The 21,887-nt window shown below is 44.7% G+C and carries 19 protein-coding genes; 18 read left to right on the forward strand and 1 reads right to left on the reverse strand.

Annotated elements, in window-relative coordinates; genetic code table 11:
- Positions 1 to 5 precede the first annotated feature (5 nt).
- Positions 6 to 1,187 (forward strand): carboxypeptidase-like regulatory domain-containing protein, encoded by a 1,182-nt coding sequence (locus tag QNO02_RS10900; RefSeq protein WP_289392002.1) that lies wholly within the window; start codon positions 6 to 8, stop codon positions 1,185 to 1,187.
- 286 nt (positions 1,188 to 1,473) lie between these two features.
- Positions 1,474 to 2,025 carry a nitroreductase family protein gene (locus QNO02_RS10905; RefSeq protein ID WP_289392003.1) on the forward strand — a complete coding sequence of 184 codons (552 nt, stop codon included), beginning with the start codon at positions 1,474 to 1,476 and terminating at the stop codon, positions 2,023 to 2,025.
- A 243-nt stretch (positions 2,026 to 2,268) separates the two neighbouring features.
- Here QNO02_RS10905 and QNO02_RS10910 read toward each other — a convergent pair whose 3' ends face one another.
- Entirely contained in the window at positions 2,269 to 3,879 is a 1,611-nt protein-coding gene (locus tag QNO02_RS10910; protein WP_289392004.1) for a YifB family Mg chelatase-like AAA ATPase, read from the reverse strand.
- Between the two features lie 479 nt (positions 3,880 to 4,358).
- On the opposite strand from QNO02_RS10910, the gene QNO02_RS10915 reads away from it, so the two are divergent.
- The 16 genes from QNO02_RS10915 (at position 4,359) to fliJ (ending at position 21,852) form a co-directional block, all read left to right on the forward strand.
- Positions 4,359 to 4,814, forward strand: coding sequence for a MarR family winged helix-turn-helix transcriptional regulator (locus QNO02_RS10915; RefSeq protein WP_076208912.1), 456 nt, complete (start codon positions 4,359 to 4,361; stop codon positions 4,812 to 4,814).
- A gap of 243 nt (positions 4,815 to 5,057) precedes the next feature.
- A complete protein-coding gene (sucC, locus tag QNO02_RS10920) occupies positions 5,058 to 6,218 on the forward strand; it encodes an ADP-forming succinate--CoA ligase subunit beta (RefSeq protein ID WP_036609384.1) in 1,161 nt (386 codons plus the stop codon).
- A 63-nt stretch (positions 6,219 to 6,281) separates the two neighbouring features.
- Positions 6,282 to 7,211 (forward strand): succinate--CoA ligase subunit alpha, encoded by a 930-nt coding sequence (gene sucD / locus QNO02_RS10925; RefSeq protein ID WP_036609382.1) that lies wholly within the window; start codon positions 6,282 to 6,284, stop codon positions 7,209 to 7,211.
- A gap of 244 nt (positions 7,212 to 7,455) precedes the next feature.
- A complete protein-coding gene (gene dprA / locus QNO02_RS10930; RefSeq protein WP_289392007.1) occupies positions 7,456 to 8,586 on the forward strand; it encodes a DNA-processing protein DprA in 1,131 nt (376 codons plus the stop codon).
- Between the two features lie 116 nt (positions 8,587 to 8,702).
- The gene (gene topA, locus QNO02_RS10935) at positions 8,703 to 10,802 is read left to right on the forward strand and encodes a type I DNA topoisomerase (protein WP_124114065.1); all 2,100 of its coding nucleotides are present in this window, start codon (positions 8,703 to 8,705) and stop codon (positions 10,800 to 10,802) included.
- Between the two features lie 56 nt (positions 10,803 to 10,858).
- On the forward strand, positions 10,859 to 12,202 hold the full coding sequence (gene trmFO, locus QNO02_RS10940; RefSeq protein ID WP_370511405.1) for an FADH(2)-oxidizing methylenetetrahydrofolate--tRNA-(uracil(54)-C(5))-methyltransferase TrmFO: 1,344 nt from the start codon (positions 10,859 to 10,861) through the stop codon (positions 12,200 to 12,202).
- 26 nt (positions 12,203 to 12,228) lie between these two features.
- Positions 12,229 to 12,771, forward strand: a complete 543-nt coding sequence (gene hslV / locus QNO02_RS10945; protein ID WP_076208907.1) for an ATP-dependent protease subunit HslV — start codon at positions 12,229 to 12,231, stop codon at positions 12,769 to 12,771.
- 116 nt (positions 12,772 to 12,887) lie between these two features.
- Positions 12,888 to 14,288 (forward strand): ATP-dependent protease ATPase subunit HslU, encoded by a 1,401-nt coding sequence (gene hslU, locus QNO02_RS10950; protein WP_076208906.1) that lies wholly within the window; start codon positions 12,888 to 12,890, stop codon positions 14,286 to 14,288.
- 955 nt (positions 14,289 to 15,243) lie between these two features.
- The gene (gene flgB, locus QNO02_RS10955) at positions 15,244 to 15,651 is read left to right on the forward strand and encodes a flagellar basal body rod protein FlgB (protein ID WP_076208905.1); all 408 of its coding nucleotides are present in this window, start codon (positions 15,244 to 15,246) and stop codon (positions 15,649 to 15,651) included.
- Positions 15,652 to 15,657: 6 nt separating this feature from the next.
- The gene (gene flgC, locus QNO02_RS10960; RefSeq protein ID WP_017689191.1) at positions 15,658 to 16,107 is read left to right on the forward strand and encodes a flagellar basal body rod protein FlgC; all 450 of its coding nucleotides are present in this window, start codon (positions 15,658 to 15,660) and stop codon (positions 16,105 to 16,107) included.
- A 58-nt stretch (positions 16,108 to 16,165) separates the two neighbouring features.
- The gene (gene fliE, locus QNO02_RS10965; protein WP_017689190.1) at positions 16,166 to 16,477 is read left to right on the forward strand and encodes a flagellar hook-basal body complex protein FliE; all 312 of its coding nucleotides are present in this window, start codon (positions 16,166 to 16,168) and stop codon (positions 16,475 to 16,477) included.
- 137 nt (positions 16,478 to 16,614) lie between these two features.
- Positions 16,615 to 18,198 (forward strand): flagellar basal-body MS-ring/collar protein FliF, encoded by a 1,584-nt coding sequence (fliF, locus tag QNO02_RS10970; RefSeq protein ID WP_249911092.1) that lies wholly within the window; start codon positions 16,615 to 16,617, stop codon positions 18,196 to 18,198.
- Positions 18,199 to 18,209: 11 nt separating this feature from the next.
- Positions 18,210 to 19,226: a flagellar motor switch protein FliG gene (fliG, locus tag QNO02_RS10975; RefSeq protein ID WP_047842476.1), complete on the forward strand. Its 1,017-nt coding sequence runs from the start codon at positions 18,210 to 18,212 to the stop codon at positions 19,224 to 19,226.
- On the forward strand, positions 19,219 to 20,082 hold the full coding sequence (locus QNO02_RS10980; protein WP_215075451.1) for a FliH/SctL family protein: 864 nt from the start codon (positions 19,219 to 19,221) through the stop codon (positions 20,080 to 20,082). Before fliG ends, QNO02_RS10980 begins: the two co-directional genes overlap by 8 nt.
- Positions 20,069 to 21,388: a flagellar protein export ATPase FliI gene (gene fliI, locus QNO02_RS10985; RefSeq protein ID WP_036609365.1), complete on the forward strand. Its 1,320-nt coding sequence runs from the start codon at positions 20,069 to 20,071 to the stop codon at positions 21,386 to 21,388. Before QNO02_RS10980 ends, fliI begins: the two co-directional genes overlap by 14 nt.
- 11 nt (positions 21,389 to 21,399) lie before the next feature.
- Positions 21,400 to 21,852, forward strand: a complete 453-nt coding sequence (gene fliJ / locus QNO02_RS10990; RefSeq protein ID WP_091031905.1) for a flagellar export protein FliJ — start codon at positions 21,400 to 21,402, stop codon at positions 21,850 to 21,852.
- Positions 21,853 to 21,887: the final 35 nt, after the last annotated feature.

Below are 21,887 nucleotides of genomic sequence, written 5' to 3' on the forward strand. Positions count from 1 at the left end.
AGAAGATGCAGACAAGTATCAAATGGATAATTCGACTAAGTACACTATCTTTATGTTTCATTTTGTTTGGAATCATGTATTCAGGAGTTTCTTATGCAGCAGATCCGTCTACACAGGCAAAAATATCAGGTAAAGTTACTGATCTTGAAGGGTTTCCTATCCAGGATGCAACAATCAAGTATTCCCTTAGATATCAAGGGGAAGAAACTGAAAAAAGCGTAAAGACAGATGGTACTGGAAGTTATTCTATACTTGTGTCTGTCCAGGATTATACGGAAATTAGTTTTATAATTGAAGCAGAGGGCTATGTGACTGACAGGCACCGTAATACCTACTATTTGTCAGAAGGGGAACAGATTCTGGTTAATTTCGAGCTATATGAACCTTCTACGATTGTAGGGTCTGTAACCGATCAAACAGGCAAACCGATTCCAGATGCCCTGGTCAAAGTAACAGGGGCCTTGGATCGCCCGGTTAAAACAGATCAGCAAGGTCGGTATGCCGTTACCGGGCTTGATTTCGACTACAATCCGAACATTGCGATCTGGGTAGATTCTGCGGATTATATGCTTTATGAACAGGATCGTTTGAATGTTCAGGCTGGAAAAACCTTAATCGTAGATGTTGTTTTGACAGAAGCCGCACATGTACGGGGGAAAGTAGTAGATGAGGCGGGCAATCCAGTGAGTGGAGCTAAAGTGAATGCCGGAGGCTTGGCAACAACAACAACGGATGCTCAAGGGAATTATTTCATAAAGCGCGTGCCAACAGGCACCATAACTATAACGGGAGAAGCAGCAGGGTACTTAAAATCGACTCAGAACATTCCCCTCGTACAAGGAGATCATAATACGTTTAATATCGTACTTAAGAAAGATGCAGATATTACACCTCCAGTAACCAAGTACAGATTAGTTCCTATTACAGATACTGTGAACGGGAAGGTGTACATTAAAGGATTTACATTCAGACTTCAGGCAACGGACGAAGTCAAAGGTTCGGGCGTTAAAACAACGCAATATCGAATCAATGGGGGAGCATGGAACACGTATGAAGGACCCGTCAAGTTTTATGCTCCCGATGTCAAGGTGGTAGAATACTATAGTACAGATGTTGCAGGTAACCAGGAGAAGTACAACAAAATGGATTTTGTTAATGGCACATTTGAAGGCGCGGGTTCATATTGATTCATCATTGATATGATAGTGTGATTTGTATAAGATGCTAATTTAATTAGACGGCTCCGACATGATGATCGCCCTCGGTAGATCAGGATTCGGAGCCGTCTTTACCGTTTTTAATACCTGTAGCCCTAGTAGTCGAGGCCTTCCCTTTGAATCTCGTGAACAGAAGGGTGTATAATCAAGGATGTAATCTGGCGTTTTAATCTTTTGATTTGTCATAAACGAATTGTTCCAGACCGTAACCTATCGTTACGGTTACAAATCATATTATAAACAGGAGGTACGGCCGATGAGTGAAGCTACGAAAACAACAAATGAAGTTAGAAATGCGATTCAAAACCGTCGTACGGTGAAAAAATTCAAAAAAGAAGCTGTTCCTACACAGCAGATTATAGAATTGCTGGACACCGCAGTCTGGGCTCCTAACCATAAACTGCGTGAACCTTGGAGATTTTTGTTGTTTACCGGAAATGGACGGAAGAAACTGGCTGAGGCTATTGACGCAGAAATGGGAGAAGACAACAAATTCTCAGCCAATATTATGCAAGTTCCATCCGTTATGCTTGTCGTGCTGGAAGAAGATCCAAGACAGAATATCTGGGACGAAGACTTCGCTGCGGTCAGTGCATTGGTTCAGAACTTTATGCTTGCAGCCTGGAGTGAAGACATTGGAACGTTCTGGGTGACCAAGCCATTCTTGTACGCCCCCAAATTCCGCAAACCGCTTGGAATAGAGGCGGGAGAGAAGATTATAGGCATGATTTATATGGGATACCCTGATGTTATTCCTTCTGCCAAAGAACGCACACCAGCTAAGGACAAACTCACTCTTTTTGAATAATAAATTATTTGTAGACCTTAGCTATATACGATCCCCTTATGTTACAGGGAAATTTACGTACAAGTTCCTTTCTTCACAGAAGAGAAGGGCTTGTACGTTTTTTGTTATGTTGGCATATCCGAATTGTAGAATCTCTATAAGGAATCCTTCTCGATCTTCCTCTGCTGTCTGCAGTTTCATGCCCATTTCACTGCCTTTGGGTAAATCGGGCTGTTCTTTCCTCCATATGCTTCTAAAATAGCTTCAAAATAAATTAAGATCCAGTTGACGATACTGGATGGCTTCAGCCACATGAGCTGTCACAATTTCACCTTCATGGTCCAGATCGGCAATTGTCTGTGCCATCTTGATAATCCGATCATGTGCCCGCATGCTCAGGTTTAACGTTTGCAAGGTTTGCTCTAACAGTTGCTCTGCCTCTTGGGGGAGATGGATCGTCCGTCGCAAAAGCGTGCCCGAAAGCTGGCTATTCCAACGAACCGAACTTTTGGCATAACGTGTAGCCTGAATTTGATGAGCGTGGATCACTTTTGTCTGCATTTCTTCAGAGGAAGGGGAAGCAGCAGACTTGCGCCACTCGCCTGGTGGAGGAACCTCAACCTGAAGATCAATGCGGTCCAGCAGTGGCCCTGAAATTTTGGCTCGGTACGCGGCAACACGGGCTGGACTACATATGCAGCGTTGCTCCTCCGAATGAGCGGACAAATAACCGCAGGGACAGGGATTCATGGAACATGCTAGCATGAACTGGGCCGGAAAGGTGAATGCAGCGCGTGCCCGACTAATTGTCACTGTGCGATCCTCTAACGGCTGCCTTAATACCTCCAGCACTTGACGCTGGAATTCAGGTAATTCATCCAGAAACAATATGCCCCGGTGGGCAAGGCTCACTTCACCCGGTTTTGGGATACCACCGCCTCCAATCAGACCAGAGGTGGATATTGTATGGTGAGGGGAGCGAAAAGGTCTATCTGCAATCAGGCCTTGAGGCGCTTCTTTCAATTTGCCTGCGGCACTTAATACTTTGGTTACTTCTAACGCTTCATCTTCTGACAAAGGTGGAAGGATGGTAGGCAACCGTTTGATTAACATCGTTTTGCCCGTGCCTGGCGGTCCAACGAGCAGTATATTATGCATGCCAGCTGCAGCGATCATAAGCGCACGTTTTACATGGTGCTGCCCCAGAACATCGCTATAGTCATCTACCAGTAATGGAGTCTGTCTCGTCTTTTTATCCATTTTCTTCTGTGGCCTATCTGTTATAGGAGAAGCGAGGTGTGCATAATTTTTCAATACGACTGGTCCTGCATTCGAATTATTTGGTATTCCCACTGAACCAGCGCGTTCATCTGGGTTTTCCGGAGCAATATCCTGTAAATGACGAATGCCAAACACCTGGATACCTCGAATCAGTGACGCTTCCTCTACGTTATCGAAAGGCAGAAGCACGGAAGTAAAGCCTTGTCGTTTGGCCAGATCCACCATGGACAAAATGCCGGGCACGGACCTGATCGAACCGTCCAACGCCAGTTCGCCAACCACTAGTGTCCGTTCCTGGGGAGGAAGTACAAGCTGGCCGCTTGTCATAAGTAAACCAATAGCAATGGCTAGATCAAAGGAAGATCCTTCCTTGCGCAGATCAGCGGGAGCCAGATTAATTGTGATCCGCTGTAAAGGATACTGATATCCGCAGTTTTTAATCGCTGCACGAACACGTTCAACGGCCTCTCGAATGGCTGAATCCGGTAAACCGATGATGGATGTCTGTGGCAGACCATTGGATAAATCGGTTTCCACCTCGATCAGAACGCCATCGATTCCGTACAAACACGCACTGTGTAATTTTCCGTACATGACAAAGAAACACCTCACTCGATTCTTGACTCCGCATAATACGGGCCAGTCTACGAATTAAGGTGCTTCCTCAGCTTCTATTAAGCATTTTATATAAAAGGAATCATGGAGTCAACCAGTCATTATCATTGCTGTAGTCATCTCTCCGGATCCCTGAATTTTATTTCTGGAAGGAAATCATTAAATAGCTTTGGCGAAAATAGTTAAGTATAAACTTTCATTATGATTATTAAATTTGACCCGAGAAAGCGTGAATCTGTTCGCTGGACTTAGCTATTATTGTTGTTAAATCATGGGGATGTACTGATGATTTTCTATCTATATTTATATTTTACACAATCTAATTTATCATAATTAAATTGAATAGTAAAATCATTTGTGCTCAATTATTCTGTTTTTTTTCTAATTTGTGATAAGATAGATTTATAGTTCCTTTTTTATAAGGAATAGAATGCACAATAGGCAGGTGAGAAAGATATATGCAGACTGACAGTTTGAAGCTGGATAACCAATTATGCTTTGCCATATATGCTTGTTCACGTGAGATTACGAAGATGTACCAGCCTTATCTGGAGGTGCTCGGCGTAACGTATTCACAGTATCTGGTTCTGATGGTATTGTGGGAACGTGAAGAATGTACGGTTAAGGAGATCGGGGAGGCACTCTATCTCGATTCGGGAACATTGACACCACTTCTCAAACGGTTGCAGTCAGCAGGACTTATTAATCGCGAACGCTCTGCTCAGGATGAACGAAAAGTATTAATTACATTAACCGACTCCGGCCGTGAGCTGCGGAACAAGGCATTGTCCATCCCTGAATCCATTCAGGGAGATGCGTGTTTGAACAGTACAGAGTTTGAAGCTTTGCTGGGTCAGTTCAAAGGGTTGCTGGAAAAAGTTCACCAAACCAACACTAACGCAGCCAAAAAATAAAATGTAGTTTTACATCAAGGAAACCTTAGCTTTTAGCTGAGGTTTTTTCCATATATACCCAAGCATTCACAATATGGGATCATACTCATATCAAAATACTGTCTATTAACCATTAATTTTTTAAGGAAAGCGTTTTAAAAACGTGTTACAATGAATTGGGTTTAAGTGAAAATAGTCAACATTTGTCTTTTGTTAGTCTACCAACCCGCCTTGTTGCAGTCATGTTGATAGGAGGATTCGAGAATGAATATCCATGAATATCAAGGAAAAGAAGTACTGAAACAGTATGGAGTTACCGTTCCCAATGGAAAGGTTGCTTATACAGTCGATGAAGCGGTTGCGGCCGCAGAGGCACTGGGCAGTCCGGTGACTGTTGTTAAAGCGCAAATTCACGCAGGTGGCCGGGGTAAAGCCGGCGGCGTAAAAGTGGCGAAGAGTACGGATGAAGTTCGTGCCTATGCTTCCGAAATTCTGGGCAAAGTATTGGTAACACACCAGACTGGACCAGAAGGCAAAGAAGTGAAACGTCTTCTGATTGAAGAAGGATGCGATATCCGCAAAGAGTATTATGTGGGTGTTGTTGTGGACCGTGCCACAGGCCGTGTAGTTATGATGGCTTCCGAAGAAGGCGGTACTGAGATTGAAGAAGTAGCTGAAGCTACACCTGAGAAAATTTTCAAAGAAATTATTGACCCTGCCATTGGATTGCAAGTGTTCCAGGCCCGTAAACTGGCTTACAGCATTAAGATTCCGAATGAACTGGTGAACAAAGCTGTTAAGTTCATGCTCGCGCTGTACACTGCATTTGTCGAAAAAGATTGCTCTATTGCCGAGATCAATCCTCTCGTTGTTACCGGAGATGGAAACGTTATCGCGCTAGATGCGAAATTAAACTTTGACTCCAACGCCCTGTTCCGTCACAAAGACATCTTGGAACTGCGTGACCTGGATGAAGAGGATGAAAAAGAAATCGAAGCTTCCAAATACGACCTCAGCTACATAGCACTTGATGGCAACATCGGCTGTATGGTCAATGGTGCGGGACTTGCGATGGCAACGATGGACATTATCAAATACTACGGTGGAGACCCGGCCAACTTCCTTGACGTTGGGGGCGGTGCGACAACAGAGAAGGTGACTGAAGCATTTAAGATCATCTTGTCCGATGCCAAAGTAGCTGGGATCTTTGTTAACATTTTCGGTGGCATCATGCGCTGTGATGTTATCGCCAATGGTGTTGTTGAAGCCGCGAAGCAGCTTGGCCTGACCAAACCGCTGGTTGTTCGTCTTGAAGGAACTAACGTGGAGCTTGGCAAACGTATTCTGGGTGAATCTGGCCTGAATATCGTTCCTGCTGATTCCATGGCCGATGGTGCACAGAAAATTGTTGCCCTCGTAAAATAAGTTCATTCCTTAGTACCGGAGCTGTCCGGGAATTGAAAAATAACCGTAAGGATGTGAAGCAACGTGAGTATTTTGATCGATAAAAATACAAAAGTCATTACGCAAGGCATTACGGGTTCAACGGGAATGTTCCACACGAAGGGCGCATTGGACTACGGAACCCAGATGGTAGGCGGAGTTACACCGGGTAAAGGCGGAACTAATGTGGATATCACGTTGGAAGACGGTACAGTAGCTAGTCTGCCGGTGTTTAACACTGTACAGGAAGCGAAGGAAGCTACAGGCGCAACAGCGAGTGTCATTTATGTTCCTCCTGCATTTGCAGCAGATTCCATTATGGAAGCTGTTGATGCTGAGCTGGACCTCGTAATCTGTATTACAGAAGGTATTCCGGTTCTTGACATGATCAAGGTTGACCGCTTCATGGAAGGTAAAAATACCGTCCTGATCGGACCAAACTGTCCAGGTGTCATTACACCAGGCGAATGTAAAATCGGTATCATGCCTGGTTATATCCATATGGCAGGGCACGTAGGCGTTGTTTCCCGTAGTGGAACACTTACCTATGAAGCCGTTCATCAACTGACGACACGTGGCATTGGACAATCTTCTGCTGTAGGAATCGGGGGAGACCCTGTAAAAGGCTCCGAGTTCATTGATATCCTCAAACGGTTCAATGAAGATCCACAGACTCATGCGGTCATCATGATTGGTGAGATTGGTGGTACAGCTGAAGAGGATGCTGCAGATTGGGTACGTGAAAACATGACCAAACCGGTTGTTGGCTTTATCGGTGGCGTAACAGCGCCTCCAGGCAAACGGATGGGCCATGCTGGCGCTATTATCTCTGGCGGCAAAGGTACAGCCAAAGAGAAAATTGCGAAGCTGGAATCATGTGGAATCAAAGTAGCACCAACTCCTGCTGAGATGGGTTCGACTTTGGTGAGTGTACTTGAGGAACGCGGTATTTTGAATTTGTGCACGACACATTAATTCTTTTTCGTTATAATAGAAGAAACGGCTCGGAAATGATCTATTTCTGGTAGACCGACTATTATGGTTACGGAAAAGGTAAGCAACCTTTTGTCCTTGAACAGGGCGAAGGGTTGCTTTTTTGCGTTTTTTTACGGGAAAAGGGTGAGGAATTGTCTCTCATCTGCGTAAACGCTTGCATTCCGTGGTCACTTAACACACAATATGAGGGAAGATACTCTTCCCGCTCTGGGAGGTTTATGGTATGGAAGAACGATGGATCTTGTTTGGGTTACATGAGATGGAGGGTATTGGTAAAAAAACAATCTCGAAACTGATTCTGGGACAACATGAATTACCCGAACTATTGAATTATGGGGAAAGCGACTGGGTCGCAGCAGGTTTGCGCAAAGATCAAGCTGCACGTTTGACTAGCCAATTTACTATCGACTGGATTGAGAGTAAAAGAGAACACGTTTACAATCAGGGGATAGAGGTTATTACTTATCTGGATCAGAATTATCCCATATTAATGAAGGAAACTGTTCAGCCTCCCTGGGTAATGTATGCTCAAGGGGATGTTAGTTTGCTACACAACCCGTCCATTGCGATGGTGGGAACTCGTATGCCAACCGTGTATGGGCGCAAAGTTGGTGAGAAGCTGGCAGAGCAATTATGTAATGCAGGACTGACGATTGTAAGCGGGCTTGCCCGCGGTATTGATAGCGTGTGTCATGAGGCAGTATTACGTGCCAAGGGAAAAACGATTGCCGTATTCGGAACAGGGATTGATAATATATACCCACCCGAAAATACAAGCCTCGCCGAGCGAATCGCGGACACGGGGCTGCTTTTGTCGGAATATCCACCAGGTACGAGAGCGCGCCAGGGATTATTTCCGGAACGGAATCGAATCATTGCCGGTCTGACACTGGGAACATTGGTTGTTGAGGCTGACATTCGCAGTGGTTCACTCATTACAGCAGATGCTGCGCTTGAAGCAGGCAGGGATGTATTTGCAGTCCCTGGACCTATTACATCGCCGAAAAGTCGGGGAGCACACAATCTTATCCGACAAGGGGCCAAATTGGTCACTTGTGCAGCAGATGTATTGGAAGAGTATCGATTGGGCTTGCCAAATGCAGAACAACTTCCTTACAATAGAGGACGTTCGACCGAAACAACCGAGCCTTCCGGGCGAGGGATATTCGCTGAGGTTAAGCTCTCTCCAGATGAACAACGCGTGATTTATCTGTTGGAACAGGGAGAACAATCATTGGATCAACTGGTTGAGCTGCTTGGTTGGGATTTTGGACATTTGCATTCAGTTCTGTTATCTTTAATCATAAAAAAGCAGATTAGCCAATTACCAGGCACTAAATACGCGAGGGTATGACGAAGCTACAACCTACGTAGTGCGTGGAAATATATAATTAGCAGAAGTTATTAACTATGCATAAGCTTACAGAAACAGTTTCATGACAGTTTCATGACTGAGAGGAGGATGAACCTATGGCGGATGCACTCGTAATCGTGGAGTCGCCCTCAAAGGCGAAGACGATAGGCAAATATTTAGGCAGCAAGTTCATCGTAAAAGCTTCGATGGGGCATGTTCGCGATTTGCCAAAGAGTCAGATCGGCGTTGAGGTAGAGAATGATTTTAATCCGAAATATATTACGATCCGCGGCAAAGGTTCAATTTTGAAAGAACTGAAGGATGCACGGAAGAAAGTGAAAAAAGTATATCTCGCAGCTGACCCGGATCGCGAAGGTGAGGCTATTGCATGGCATTTGGCCCATGCCCTTGAACTGGACGATACGGCAGATTGCCGGGTTGTATTTAATGAAATTACAAAACAGGCGGTCAAAGATGCGTTCAAAACGCCGCGGAAAATCAATATGGATTTGGTTAACGCGCAGCAGGCAAGACGTATTCTGGATCGGCTCGTTGGATATAAAATTAGTCCGTTATTATGGAAGAAAGTGAAAAAAGGTTTGTCTGCAGGCCGGGTTCAGTCCGTGGCTGTTAAAATCATTTTAGATCGTGAAAATGAAATTGATGATTTTGAGCCGGAAGAATACTGGAGCATTACCGCCAAACTGACAGCAGACGGCAATCCGTTTGAAGCCAAGTTTCATAAACTGAACGGGGCCAAAACAGAGCTGGGCAGTGAAGCGGAAGTGCAAGCGATCCTGAAACAGATCGAAGGTGCAGACTTTACGATCAAGGAAGTTAAAGAGAAAGAACGGAGCCGTAACCCCTCCGCCCCGTTTACGACGAGTTCTCTGCAACAGGAAGCGGCGCGTAAATTGAATTTCAGAGCCTCCAAGACGATGTCGGTCGCCCAACAACTATATGAAGGTGTAGACCTTGGAAAAGAAGGCACAGTAGGTCTCATCACGTATATGCGTACGGACTCCACACGAATTGCGGCATCTGCACAAGAAGAAGCCAAAGAATATATCGTTGGTAAGTATGGTGAGCCATTTGCACCTGAGACTCCACGAAACTATTCCAAAAAAGCAGCTAATGCTCAGGATGCGCATGAAGCGATTCGTCCAACTTCAATTCTGCGTGACCCTGACTCAATCAAGTCATTCATGAGTCGCGATCAGTTCCGGTTGTATAAACTGGTATGGGAACGTTTTGTAGCGAGCCAAATGTCTTCGGCTATTCTGGATACACTCTCTGTAGATATTGCTGCGGGGGACACCATTTTCCGTGCAGCAGGTTCTAAGGTACGATTCCAAGGTTTCATGAAGGTATATGTTGAAGGAAACGACGATGGTACAACCGATGAAGATCGTCTGCTGCCTCCGTTGAAAAGTGGAGATGTGCTTGAGAAGCAGGAGATTGAGCCAAAACAGCATTTTACACAACCGCCACCCCGGTATACGGAGGCAAGGTTGGTTAAGACGCTTGAGGAATTGGGAATAGGGCGTCCGAGTACATATGCGCCAACACTGGAGACCATTCAGAAGCGCGGATATGTTGCAATTGAGGAAAAGAAATTCATGCCGACCGAGCTGGGTGAACTGGTCATCGAACAGATGGAAGAGTTTTTCCCGGAAATCCTGAATGTAGAGTTCACCGCAAACATGGAAGGTGATCTTGACCATGTGGAGGAAGGTTCCGAGGATTGGGTCAAAGTACTCGCAGAATTCTATGAATCTTTTGAGAAACGGCTTGAATTTGCGGAAGAAGAAATGAAAGAAATCGAGATTGAAGACGAAGTATCGGATGAGATCTGTGAGAAGTGTGGCAAACCGCTGGTTTATAAACTTGGACGTTTTGGCAAGTTTCTTGCGTGCTCTGGCTTCCCTGATTGCCGGAATACCAAACCGATTATCAAGGATATCGGCGTGACTTGTCCGAAGTGTAAGGAAGGTCATGTTGTTGAGCGTCGTAGCAAAAAGGGACGTATTTTCTACGGTTGTGACAAATATCCTGAATGTGATTTTGTCTCATGGGACAGACCTTCAGCCAAACCATGTCCAAGTTGCGGATCGCTAATGATTGAAAAGCGGAACAAAAAGGGAGCACGATTGCAGTGCACTTCATGTGATCATCAGGAGCCGGTGGATGAACCGGATGACGAATCAGCAGATTAGTATATATGTGAATCAATTCAATTATAGTGAAATATGAAATTGCTTTATGGGGGTAAATGATTTTGACAAATGAACAACAAGTAACCGTTATTGGTGCCGGGCTGGCAGGAACAGAAGCGGCCTGGCAGATTGCAAGTCGCGGCGTACGCGTAAAATTATACGAGATGAGACCTGTTGTGAAAACGCCAGCTCATCATACGGATAAATTTGCAGAGCTGGTATGTAGCAACTCGCTGCGTGCGAATGGATTGACCAATGCAGTGGGTGTGTTAAAAGAAGAAATGAGAATGCTCAATTCTCTTGTATTGTCAGCAGCAGACAAACATGCAGTTCCTGCAGGTGGGGCACTTGCTGTGGACCGAGATGGATTTTCAGGTGAGATTACATCCACGTTGCACCAACATCCGCTCATCGAAGTGGTGAATGAGGAATTAACTTCTCTGCCAGAAGATGGCATCGTTGTTGTTGCAACGGGGCCGCTGACTTCACCCGCATTGTCTGAGCAAATTAAGGCACTAATGGGGGAAGAGTATTTCTACTTCTATGATGCAGCTGCACCGATCATCGAAAAAGATTCAATTGATATGAACAAAGTGTATCTGGCTTCACGTTATGATAAGGGTGAAGCGGCATATCTGAACTGTCCGATGACAGAAGAAGAGTTTGATGTCTTCTATGAAGCTCTCATTACTGCTGAAGTCGCTCAATTGAAAGAGTTCGAGAAAGAAATCTACTTTGAAGGCTGTATGCCAATCGAAGTGATGATGAAACGCGGAAAACAGACGGCTCTGTTTGGACCTATGAAACCGGTAGGTCTGGTTAACCCTCATACAGGAGAGTTGCCACATGCGGTTGTTCAGCTTAGACAGGACAATGCAGCTGGAACCCTTTATAACTTGGTGGGCTTCCAGACGCATCTGAAATGGGGAGAACAGAAACGTGTCTTTTCCCTTATTCCTGGACTTGAAAATGCAGAGTTCGTTCGTTATGGCGTAATGCACCGAAATACATTTATTAACTCTCCTAAACTGCTTCTTCCGACGTATCAGTTTAAAGAGCGTCCAAACCTGTTCTTTGCAGGTCAGATGACGGGTGTAGAAGGATATGTGGAATCTGCTGCATCAGGGCTGATTGCCGGCATGAACGCAGCCAAAGCAGCACTTGGGCAGGAACTGGTGGTATTGCCGGTAGAAACAACACTTGGCAGTATGGCTCAGTATATTACAACGGCTGACTTCAAGCACTTCCAACCAATGAACGCAAACTTTGGTTTGTTGCCGAAGCTTGAAACGAAGATTCGTAACAAAAAGGAAAAAAATGAAGCTCTTGCACAGCGTGCACTGGATGGCATTACTAGTTTTGCTGCGGCAGAAGGTCTAACTGTTCCAGAACGCGTATAAATTATTCGTGGGAGGATGCTGATATCATGGATATGTCATTTCATGCTACAACGATCTGTGCTGTTCGTCATAATGGTAAGGCTGCAATCGCAGGAGATGGTCAGGTGACCATGGGCCAAAGTGTTGTGATGAAGAATACAGCCAAGAAGGTAAGACGTTTGTACCGCGGACAGGTTGTTGCTGGCTTTGCTGGTTCTGTGGCGGATGCGATCACCCTGTTTGAGAAATTCGAAGGTAAGCTGGAGGAGCACCATGGTAACTTGCAGCGTGCTGCTGTAGAGCTTGCCAAGGATTGGCGTCAGGATCGGATCTTGCGTAAGCTTGAGGCACTGTTGATTGTGATGGACAAATCAGGTATGCTGCTCATTTCAGGCGGCGGGGAAATTATTGAACCGGATGATGACGTTATTGCTATCGGATCAGGTGGAAACTTTGCCTTATCTGCTGCACGTGCGTTGAAACGTCATGCAGTAAACCTGGAAGCGAAAGATATTGCGCGTGAATCACTTCAGATTGCCTCGGAGCTATGTGTATATACCAACAGTAATATTATTGTAGAAGAATTATAAGCCAAAGAAATCTCCCGTAGTGGAGCATGATTCTGTAATCTGCTCCAGGACGTCCAGGGGATTCTTTGTCCTTGTTAGGTAAAATAAATTCAACATACTGGTAGGAGGGAAGCAATATGAATACTCAAGCGTTAACACCGAGACAGATTGTTGCAGAGCTTGACAAGTATATTGTAGGTCAAAAGAAAGCTAAAAAATCGGTAGCAGTGGCCCTTCGTAATCGTTATCGGCGTAGCCTTTTGCCTGAACACACTCAGGACGACATTGTGCCTAAAAATATTTTGATGATTGGACCTACCGGTGTGGGTAAAACGGAGATCGCCCGTCGCCTCGCTAAACTGGTAGGTGCGCCATTTGTGAAAGTGGAAGCTACCAAGTTCACTGAAGTAGGTTACGTTGGCCGTGACGTTGAATCGATGGTGCGTGATCTGATTGAGACATCACTGCGGATGGTGAAGCTGGAGCGGACTGAAAAAGTGAAAGACAAAGCTGAAGAAGCTGCCAACGAACGAATTGTACATATTTTGGCTCCTTCACAGTCTAAGTCCAAGAATCAGCGCAATCCCTTTGAGATGATCTTTGGCAATAATGGTAACAACGTTCAGGAGCAGGATGAGCCAGAACCGGATACAGGAGTTGCGGAGCGTCGACGCAAGATCAAGTTTGATCTGTTGTCCGGCAAGTTGGAGGATGACATCATTGAAATTGATGTAGAAGACACTGCTCCTAACATGATGGACATGTTTGCTGGTCAAGGTAATGATCAGATGGGCATGAACATGCAGGAGATGTTTGGTAGCTTGTTGCCTCGTCGTACGAAAAAACGTAAACTCGCTATTAAAGAAGCGCGTAAAGTGTTGATCCAGGAAGAAGCAGGGAAATTGATCGACATGGATGATGTTACCCAGGAGTCCATTCGCCGGGCGGAGCAGACAGGTATCATTTTCATAGATGAAATCGACAAGGTGGCCAGTCAAGGGCGCGGTAGTGGTCCTGATGTGTCCCGCGAGGGTGTGCAACGTGACATACTGCCTATCGTCGAAGGTTCAACGGTAATGACGAAGTATGGCCCTGTCAAAACCGATTATATTCTGTTTATGGCAGCTGGAGCATTCCACGTCGCCAAACCTTCTGATCTGATTCCTGAGCTTCAGGGGCGCTTCCCAATTCGTGTGGAACTAAGTAGTCTTACACTGGAGGAGTTTGTATCCATTCTGACTGAACCGCAAAATGCATTGACCAAGCAGTATGTTGATCTACTGCGCACCGAGAATATTGAGATTGAGTTCTCGGATGAGGCCATTCGCGAGATTGCCAAATTGGCCGAATCCGTCAATCAAAATACAGAAAATATAGGTGCACGTCGACTGCATACGATTCTTGAGAAGCTTTTGGAGGATTTATCCTTTGAGGCACCTGAGCTTACACTGGAACGTATGGTGATCACTCCGGAGTATGTCCGGGAGAAATTAAATGATATTGCGCTTGATCGTGATTTGAGTCAGTATATCCTGTAACATGGAACTAGCAATGTAGTTGTTAAAATGATGTTATAAATGAACGGTATGCAAGAAAGTAGAGAACATTTGTGTGATCCACAAAGGCTCTCTTACTTGACGACGCATATCGTTTATTTTTGTTTTATCTAAAGGATTTCAATGTTACAACCGATAAAAGATGTGGGGTTGTTATACGGATCGACAAAACCTAGGACTTGTGCCGCATGTATACGAAGTTAAAACCTATCGGAGTGGTAGTTATTCTTCGTTTACATACCCAATGATTCCCATTAAAAGAATTTTTCTTATTCCAAGTCTGGTCATCGGTTTAGTCGATAGATTGGTAAATGTTGCGTAAATGCGCAAAATGATGAATTGTTGAAAAGTGTGAACCCACTAATTGTTTTCTTAAAATTAAAATATATAGACGCCGCTTAATTGTTAAGAAAGTGTTGTGTAGGAAGGTCGAGTTTTCTTCATCATTGAAAGATAACTTGTCAATTGATTAATATATAGCTTTGTATGTATATCTATCATATTGTCCATAAACCCTTACTACAACGGCAAAAAATTCTAACATTATCAACTATGAAATATTCGGAAATATACATAATTACGGGCGTTGTAAGCTCATGTTGAGACTTGAAAGTTTTTTTTTATTTTAAGAATGTTTAAGAACAATCAGGGAGAGTATTAACATACTTTTGTTTTGGGCCCGAACATTTACGAAAAAATTCATAATTTGCAGAAAATACACAAAAAGCCCTGTCTTTCAGAAAAGATAGGGCTTTTTTCTTATTGTAATAAATCCCAAACTCGAAGAAACTTATGTTATACGACAACATCAGAGTTAACTCTACTTAAGTCCTAGAAAACCGTGTAAAGACGAATGTTTTTGTCGAAAAAAACATAAGAATTTTCAAGGGAAAAGATTCAATCTTTTTCCATTACTTCTAAAGAGAGGAGGGGGATTGTGAATCTTTTAAACGATATCAGCTTTAAAAGATTGCAAGGTGCACTCGATGCGTCCAATATCAGACAACGAACGATTGCTGACAACATCGCGAACGCCGATACCCCGTATTTCAAGCGCTCGAACGTTTCTTTTGAAGAAATGTTGCAAGGGCAAATGAATGGAGATATGCCTGTTCTTAAGGGTAAAGTAACTGATGCAAGGCATTTTGTCATAGGTCCTTCCTCTTCCGTACCAACGCCAGTAGTTAATATGGACCAGTCAACCTCCATGAATAACAACGAAAACAATGTCGATATAGACAGAGAAATGAGTCTTCTGGCGGAGAATCAGTTGCGTTATAACGCTTATATTCAGCAAGTGAACGAACAAATTAAAATTATGCGTGTTGGCGTGGAAGGGAGATAACCTAAATTGAACATTAGTAATAGTTTTAGTATCAGTAGCTCAGCTCTGACAGCCCAACGGTTGCGGATGGACGTCATATCTTCCAACATTGCCAACGCAGAGACGACGCGCGCGAGCGTATCCAATGGTGAAGCGGTCCCTTACAAACGTAAAATGGTTGTGCTTGAGCCGAATAAAACGTCATTTGGTACGATGTTGCAAAATCAGATGAGAGGTAGCGGTTCAGGAGATGGCGTAAGAGTAACGGAGATTCGGGAGGATCAGTCACCTTTGAAGCCTGTGTATGACCCTTCTCATCCAGATGCCAATGCAGAAGGATATGTATTTATGCCTAATGTGGATATTGCGAAAGAAATGGTCGACATGATCTCTGCTTCGCGTTCCTATGAAGCAAACGTAACAGCACTGAATTCAACCAAAGCGATGATCTCCAAAGCTTTGGAGATTGGAAGATAATCTGCTTTGAAATGAAAATAAGAAAAATACAAACCAGGGATGAAGGGGAGGGACATTAATGATTCAGAACAACATGTTTAGCACACAGGGGATACAACCGCTACAGATGAAGAGTGCAACCGAAAGTAAGCCTTCTACACCAGCCGAAACCATTCAGAGCTTCGGTACATACTTACAGAATGCATTAGGATCCGTCGCAGCACAGGAGGCTCAATCGCATGAAATGTCGAATCAATTTTTGGTCGGCAAAGCGAATGTGGATCAGGTGATGATTGCTTCAGAACAGGCCTTGTTAAGCCTACAACTCACAACTCAAGTCCGAAACAAAGTGGTCGAAGCATACCAGGAAGTTATGCGAACGCAGTTATAAAATAACCTACTTGCGCTTCGATAATAGCGCTGATCATTACAACAAAGCAGCTGCGATGCTGCTCCTGATCGTCAACCTATGAAACGGCGAGGGTTGAGTAAGGACAGACTAAGCAAAGTTTCGGATGGGGTGACAGAGTGAATGAGAGAATCGCCCAGTACAGGGATAAGGCATCCCAGTATTGGAATAGTTTTAGCAAAAAGCAAAAAGTATTATTTATATCCACCTTCCTGTTCCTGATTTTGGCTGCTGTTGTACTCACGATGCAATTGTCCAAGACGGAATATGAAGTAGCTTTTACAGATTTGAATGCAAGTGATTCAGCGGGCGTGATCAGTTATCTCGATTCATCTAGCATTCCATACAAATTAAGTTCAGATGGCAAGACCATATCCGTACCGAGTACAAGTGTTGCAATTGCAAAGGTGAATGTTGGATCTCAAGGGATTATTCAGAATGGTTCATTAGGGTATAAGTCATTCGAGGAGTCATCATCGCCGATCGGGATGACGGATAAAGAGTTTGATGTAAAGTACAACAACGCTATAAACGGAGAAGTTGAACAGTTACTTCAGCGGATGCAAGGGATACAGGATGCTAAAGTACTCGTTAATATGCCGAAAGATAACATCTTTGCTGGTTTAGAAGAACAAGACAAAGCATCAGCATCGGTAGCTCTTCAATTCAAACCGGGTTATCACCCCAATCAGGCAGCGGTAGATGGCTACTTTAACTTGGTTAAAACTGCAATTCCTAATCTGCCTGTTGAGAACATCACGATTACGAACACAGATGAAGCAGAATTGATTCCAACTGCCCGAGGTGGCAGTGGAGGGTTGTCTTCCGAAGTCCAAGAGAACATGGCATTACAGAAAAAGTTTGAAAACGATGTCCGTAATAACGTAAAGCAATTCCTTTCCCAGATTGTAGGCGAAGACAAAGTTAATGTTTTGGTAGCCTCCAAGCTTAATTTTGACAAAGAAACACGTAAGGAAAATCTGGTCACACCTGTTGATGTAGATAATATGAAAGGCATCGAGATCAGTGTGCAGGAGATTCAAAAGAGTTACACTGGCGCAAGCAACCCAACAGGTGGAGTTGCTGGCACAGGACAAGAGGAAGTTCCGGGTTATCCATCATCTGATGCAGCCGGTAACTCTACCTCCGAAGAATCATCAAGCACTATAAACTACGATGTTAATCGAATCGCCAAGGATATTATTTCCAGTCCGTATACTGTAAAAGATTTAACCATTAACGTTGCAGTTGAACCACCGAATGGAGAAACAGAATTACAGGGACCGGTTCAGGACGCAATTGAGAACATTTTGGTTAACATTGTTCGTGCTTCACTGGCAGACTCAGGCACTGTAATAAGTGACGCCGATCTGACAAAGAAAGTTTCAGTCATGTCACAAGGATTCCAGACTGCCTCTGCAGACAATACAGGTTTCCAGCTTTCCTCAACGATGATGTGGGGTGGAGGCGCACTCATAGCGGCATTGATCGCAGCGGTAGTTATTTTGTTAGTACGCCGTCGCCGCAAACAAAACGAAGTCGAAGAAGAAGAGATTCCTCTTCCAATAGCAACAGAGTTCCCGTCCATTACGCTGGACAGTGTAACGAACGAAAGTCAGGTGCGCAAACAATTGGAGAGTTTGGCCAAGAAAAAGCCAGACGAATTCGTCAATCTGCTGCGTACATGGCTGGCTGACGAATAGAGGTGAACGCATTGGCGAAGGCAAGCAGTCAAGGTTTGACTGGAAGACAAAAAGCAGCAATTTTGTTGATTACATTAGGTCCGGAAGTATCGGCTCAGATCTTCAAACATCTGCGTGATGAAGAGATTGAGCAACTTACGTTGGAGATTGCCAACGTTCGCAAGGTTGATTCTTCCGAAAAGGACATGATCATGGCCGAGTTTCACCAGATCTGTCTAGCGCAGGAATATATTTCTCAGGGCGGTATCAATTATGCGAGAGAAATCCTGGAGAAAGCTCTGGGTTCTTCAAAAGCACTTGAAGTCATTAACCGTTTGACAGCTACGCTGCAAGTCAGACCATTTGACTTTGCACGCAAAGCAGATCCGAACCAAATTTTGAACTTTATTCAGAATGAAAGCCCGCAAACGATTGCCCTGGTTCTGTCTTACCTGCAATTCGAACAGGCAGCAGCGATTCTATCATCCTTGCCACAAGAGAAACAGGCAGATGTCGCTCGCCGGGTGGCTGTTATGGATAGTACTTCGCCGGAAGTCATCTCTCAAGTGGAGCGGGTTCTGGAACAGAAACTATCTTCTACCGTAACGCAGGATTACACGAATGCGGGTGGTATTGAATCGATCGTTCAGATTCTGAACGGAGTCGATCGTGGTACAGAGCGTACCATTTTGGACTCGCTTGAAATTCAGGATCCTGAGCTTGCGGAGGAAATCAAAAAACGCATGTTTGTATTCGAAGATATCGTCAATGTGGATGATCGTTCGATCCAGCGTATTATCCGGGATATCGACAACGCAGATCTGCAACTTGCACTCAAGGTGGCAAGCGAAGAGGTTCGGGATGCTGTGTTCCGGAACATGTCGAAGCGTATGTCCGAAACCTTCAAAGAAGAGATGGAGTTCATGGGGCCTGTGCGATTGCGTGATGTTGAGGAAGCTCAGACACGTATCGTAGGAACGATACGCAGATTGGAAGAAGCCGGTGAGATCATTATCGCACGCGGTGGAGGAGATGATATCATTGTCTAATTTGATTAAGTCTTTCCAGTATGTACCCGTTGATGACCGTAAAAAACTTGAAAATCATCATCATTATGGTGGTGCTGAGGAGTCTGAAACGGAATTATACGGTGATAGTGCTGAAGGTTCTGAAGCAGAAACGCTTCAAGCACGCGTGGACGAAGAAACACAACGTCTTACCGCAGAGATGCTGGAAGATGCCAAGGAGTTTGCAGAAAAGCAAGTACGTGAAGCTTCAGAAGAGGCAGAGCGCATGCTTCAAGAGGCCCGTGAACAGATCGACAGCTGGTGGCAGGAACAACGACAACAGGATGAACATCTGACTGAAGCGCTTCGTTCACAAGGTTTCCAACAGGGTTTTGAAGAAGGCAAAGTACAAGCTGAACTGGATCTCCAGGTGCAGATCGAAAAGATGATGATTGAAGCCCAGGAAGTGCTCAAGGAAGCTTATGTAGCTAAAGATCAGATCATTCAGGAAGCCGAACCGTTCCTTGTAGATCTCGCTTGCGGGATCGCTGAGAAAGTCATTGATAAGCAACTTACCATTGAACCCGATCATACATTGGAACTGATTCGTCAGAGTTTGTCACGTAAACGGGAGCAGGGGTTAATCACACTTTGTGTGGCACCTGATCAGTTTACATTTGTACAGGCAGCTCGTGAAGAATTGTCTCTGTCCATTGATTCTCAGGCAGAATTGCAGATTTTGCCTGATTCAACGGTCAAAGATAAGGGATGTGTCATTCGTTCTTCGTTCGGAAGTGTAGATGCGAGAATTGATACACAGCTTGCTGAGATTAAAAAAGAACTGGTCCGCATAGCACTTGAGGATGAGGAGCGAAAAAATCAACATGAAGGTTCTTAGTTCACAGCGATATATGGAACATTTGCGCCAATTTGATCCTGTTCGTATTAACGGCAAAGTTACTCAGGTCATTGGTCTTATGGTGGAGTCAGAAGGGCCAGATGCAAGTATCGGTGACGTATGTTATATCTATCCTGGTAAATCAGCCAAGCCTCTTCAGGCCGAAGTTGTTGGGTTTCGAGATAACAAAGTGCTGCTTATGCCACTGGGTGAACTACAATCCATCGGTCCTGGTTGCGATGTAGTAGGTACGGGTAAACCGCTCGGCGTTCAGGTAGGCTCCGAATTGCTCGGTAAAGTGTTGGATGGACTTGGACAACCGCTGGACGGTTCCCTTCTTCCATCAAGAATGCCGATGTACTCTACCTCCAATACTCCGGTCAATCCAATGGATCGTCCACGTGTACTTGAAACGATGGGTGTTGGTGTAAGAGCTATCGATGGATTACTGACCGTAGGTAAGGGACAGCGTGTAGGTATTTTTGCCGGCTCTGGTGTTGGTAAGAGTACATTGATGGGCATGATTGCTCGTAATACAGCAGCAGATGTCAATGTCATCGCGCTTGTGGGTGAGCGTGGACGTGAGGTACGCGACTTTATTGAACGGGATTTGGGTCCGGAAGGACTGGAACGCTCCGTAGTCATTGTTGCAACTTCAGATCAGCCTGCCCTGATTCGGATTAAGGGAGCAGTTATTGCGACCACTATTGCAGAGTATTTCCGAGATCGTGGAATGAACGTGATGCTCATGATGGATTCGGTAACCCGATATGCGATGGCACAAAGGGAAGTTGGTCTGGCCGTAGGTGAACCTCCGGCAATGAGAGGGTATACGCCATCGGTTTTTGCAAGTTTGCCCAAACTGCTTGAACGGGCGGGTACAGGACCTACCGGTTCGATTACAGCCTTTTACACCGTTCTAGTCGATGGGGATGACATGAATGAACCAATTGCGGATGCGGTAAGGGGTATTCTGGATGGACACATTGTGTTAAATCGATCCATTGCAAATAAAGGTCATTTTCCAGCGATTGATGTGCTAGCCAGCATCAGTCGTGTTATGAAGGATATTGCTCCGGAAGAGCAGTTGGAAGCCGTTAATAATATGAAACGTTTGATGGCTGTGTACAAAGAATCGGAAGATTTGATCAATATTGGAGCTTACCAGCGGGGATCAAATGCAGCCATAGATGAATCGATAGACCAGATTGATAGTATATGGAACTTTACCAAGCAGAAAGTCGACGAGAAAGTCACTTTAAGTGAAGTACAGGAACGTTTGATTCTTGAATTTGCAAGGAGATGAATGGGTAAACGATGAAATTTCGATATCATTTCCAGAAAGTTGTTGACCTGAAGAGTAATGAAAAAACACAGGCAGAGTGGATGTTATCCACAGCGATCGGCAAACTTCAGACGGAGGAAGAACATCTGATACAACTTCTGAACGACAGAAGTAATCTGATCGGCATTATCCAATCTGCTACGGAAAATACAGCGTCTGTAAACAGTCTGCAGGAGATGCAGCGTTATGTACATCACCTTGACGAGTGCATTTCACGCAAAAACAGTGATGTTAAACATGCTCAGGTCAATGTGCAGCGGAATCAGACGTTTCTAAACGGTAAGATGATTGACGAAAAAGTATGGCTTGGAGCGAGAGACAAGGCCAAAATCAAATTTCAGCAGGAGATGCTCCTCCGGGAACAGAACGATCTGGACGAGATGGCTACTGTACGCTTCGCTGCCAAAGCCGGACGCGCGAATTGATGTGAGCCGGACGCGAAGTTGTCTCGTGAAGGAGG

It is taken from the genome of Paenibacillus sp. PK1-4R (genome assembly GCF_030369595.1).
In the GTDB taxonomy this organism is placed as follows: Bacteria; Bacillota; Bacilli; order Paenibacillales; family Paenibacillaceae; genus Paenibacillus.

Excerpts from the sequence above, each read along its gene's own strand:
- topA (WP_124114065.1), top strand. The coding sequence starts at position 8,703 with ATGGCGGATGCACTCGTAATCGTGGAGTCGCCCTCAAAGGCGAAGACG.
- QNO02_RS10900 (WP_289392002.1), top strand. The coding sequence starts at position 6 with ATGCAGACAAGTATCAAATGGATAATTCGACTAAGTACACTATCTTTA.
- QNO02_RS10915 (WP_076208912.1), top strand. The coding sequence starts at position 4,359 with ATGCAGACTGACAGTTTGAAGCTGGATAACCAATTATGCTTTGCCATA.
- QNO02_RS10910 (WP_289392004.1), bottom strand. The coding sequence starts at position 3,879 with ATGTACGGAAAATTACACAGTGCGTGTTTGTACGGAATCGATGGCGTT.
- fliE (WP_017689190.1), top strand. The coding sequence starts at position 16,166 with ATGATTCAGAACAACATGTTTAGCACACAGGGGATACAACCGCTACAG.
- QNO02_RS10905 (WP_289392003.1), top strand. The coding sequence starts at position 1,474 with ATGAGTGAAGCTACGAAAACAACAAATGAAGTTAGAAATGCGATTCAA.
- hslV (WP_076208907.1), top strand. The coding sequence starts at position 12,229 with ATGGATATGTCATTTCATGCTACAACGATCTGTGCTGTTCGTCATAAT.
- fliJ (WP_091031905.1), top strand. The coding sequence starts at position 21,400 with ATGAAATTTCGATATCATTTCCAGAAAGTTGTTGACCTGAAGAGTAAT.
- trmFO (WP_370511405.1), top strand. The coding sequence starts at position 10,859 with ATGATTTTGACAAATGAACAACAAGTAACCGTTATTGGTGCCGGGCTG.
- fliI (WP_036609365.1), top strand. The coding sequence starts at position 20,069 with ATGAAGGTTCTTAGTTCACAGCGATATATGGAACATTTGCGCCAATTT.
- hslU (WP_076208906.1), top strand. The coding sequence starts at position 12,888 with ATGAATACTCAAGCGTTAACACCGAGACAGATTGTTGCAGAGCTTGAC.
- sucC (WP_036609384.1), top strand. The coding sequence starts at position 5,058 with ATGAATATCCATGAATATCAAGGAAAAGAAGTACTGAAACAGTATGGA.
- dprA (WP_289392007.1), top strand. The coding sequence starts at position 7,456 with ATGGAAGAACGATGGATCTTGTTTGGGTTACATGAGATGGAGGGTATT.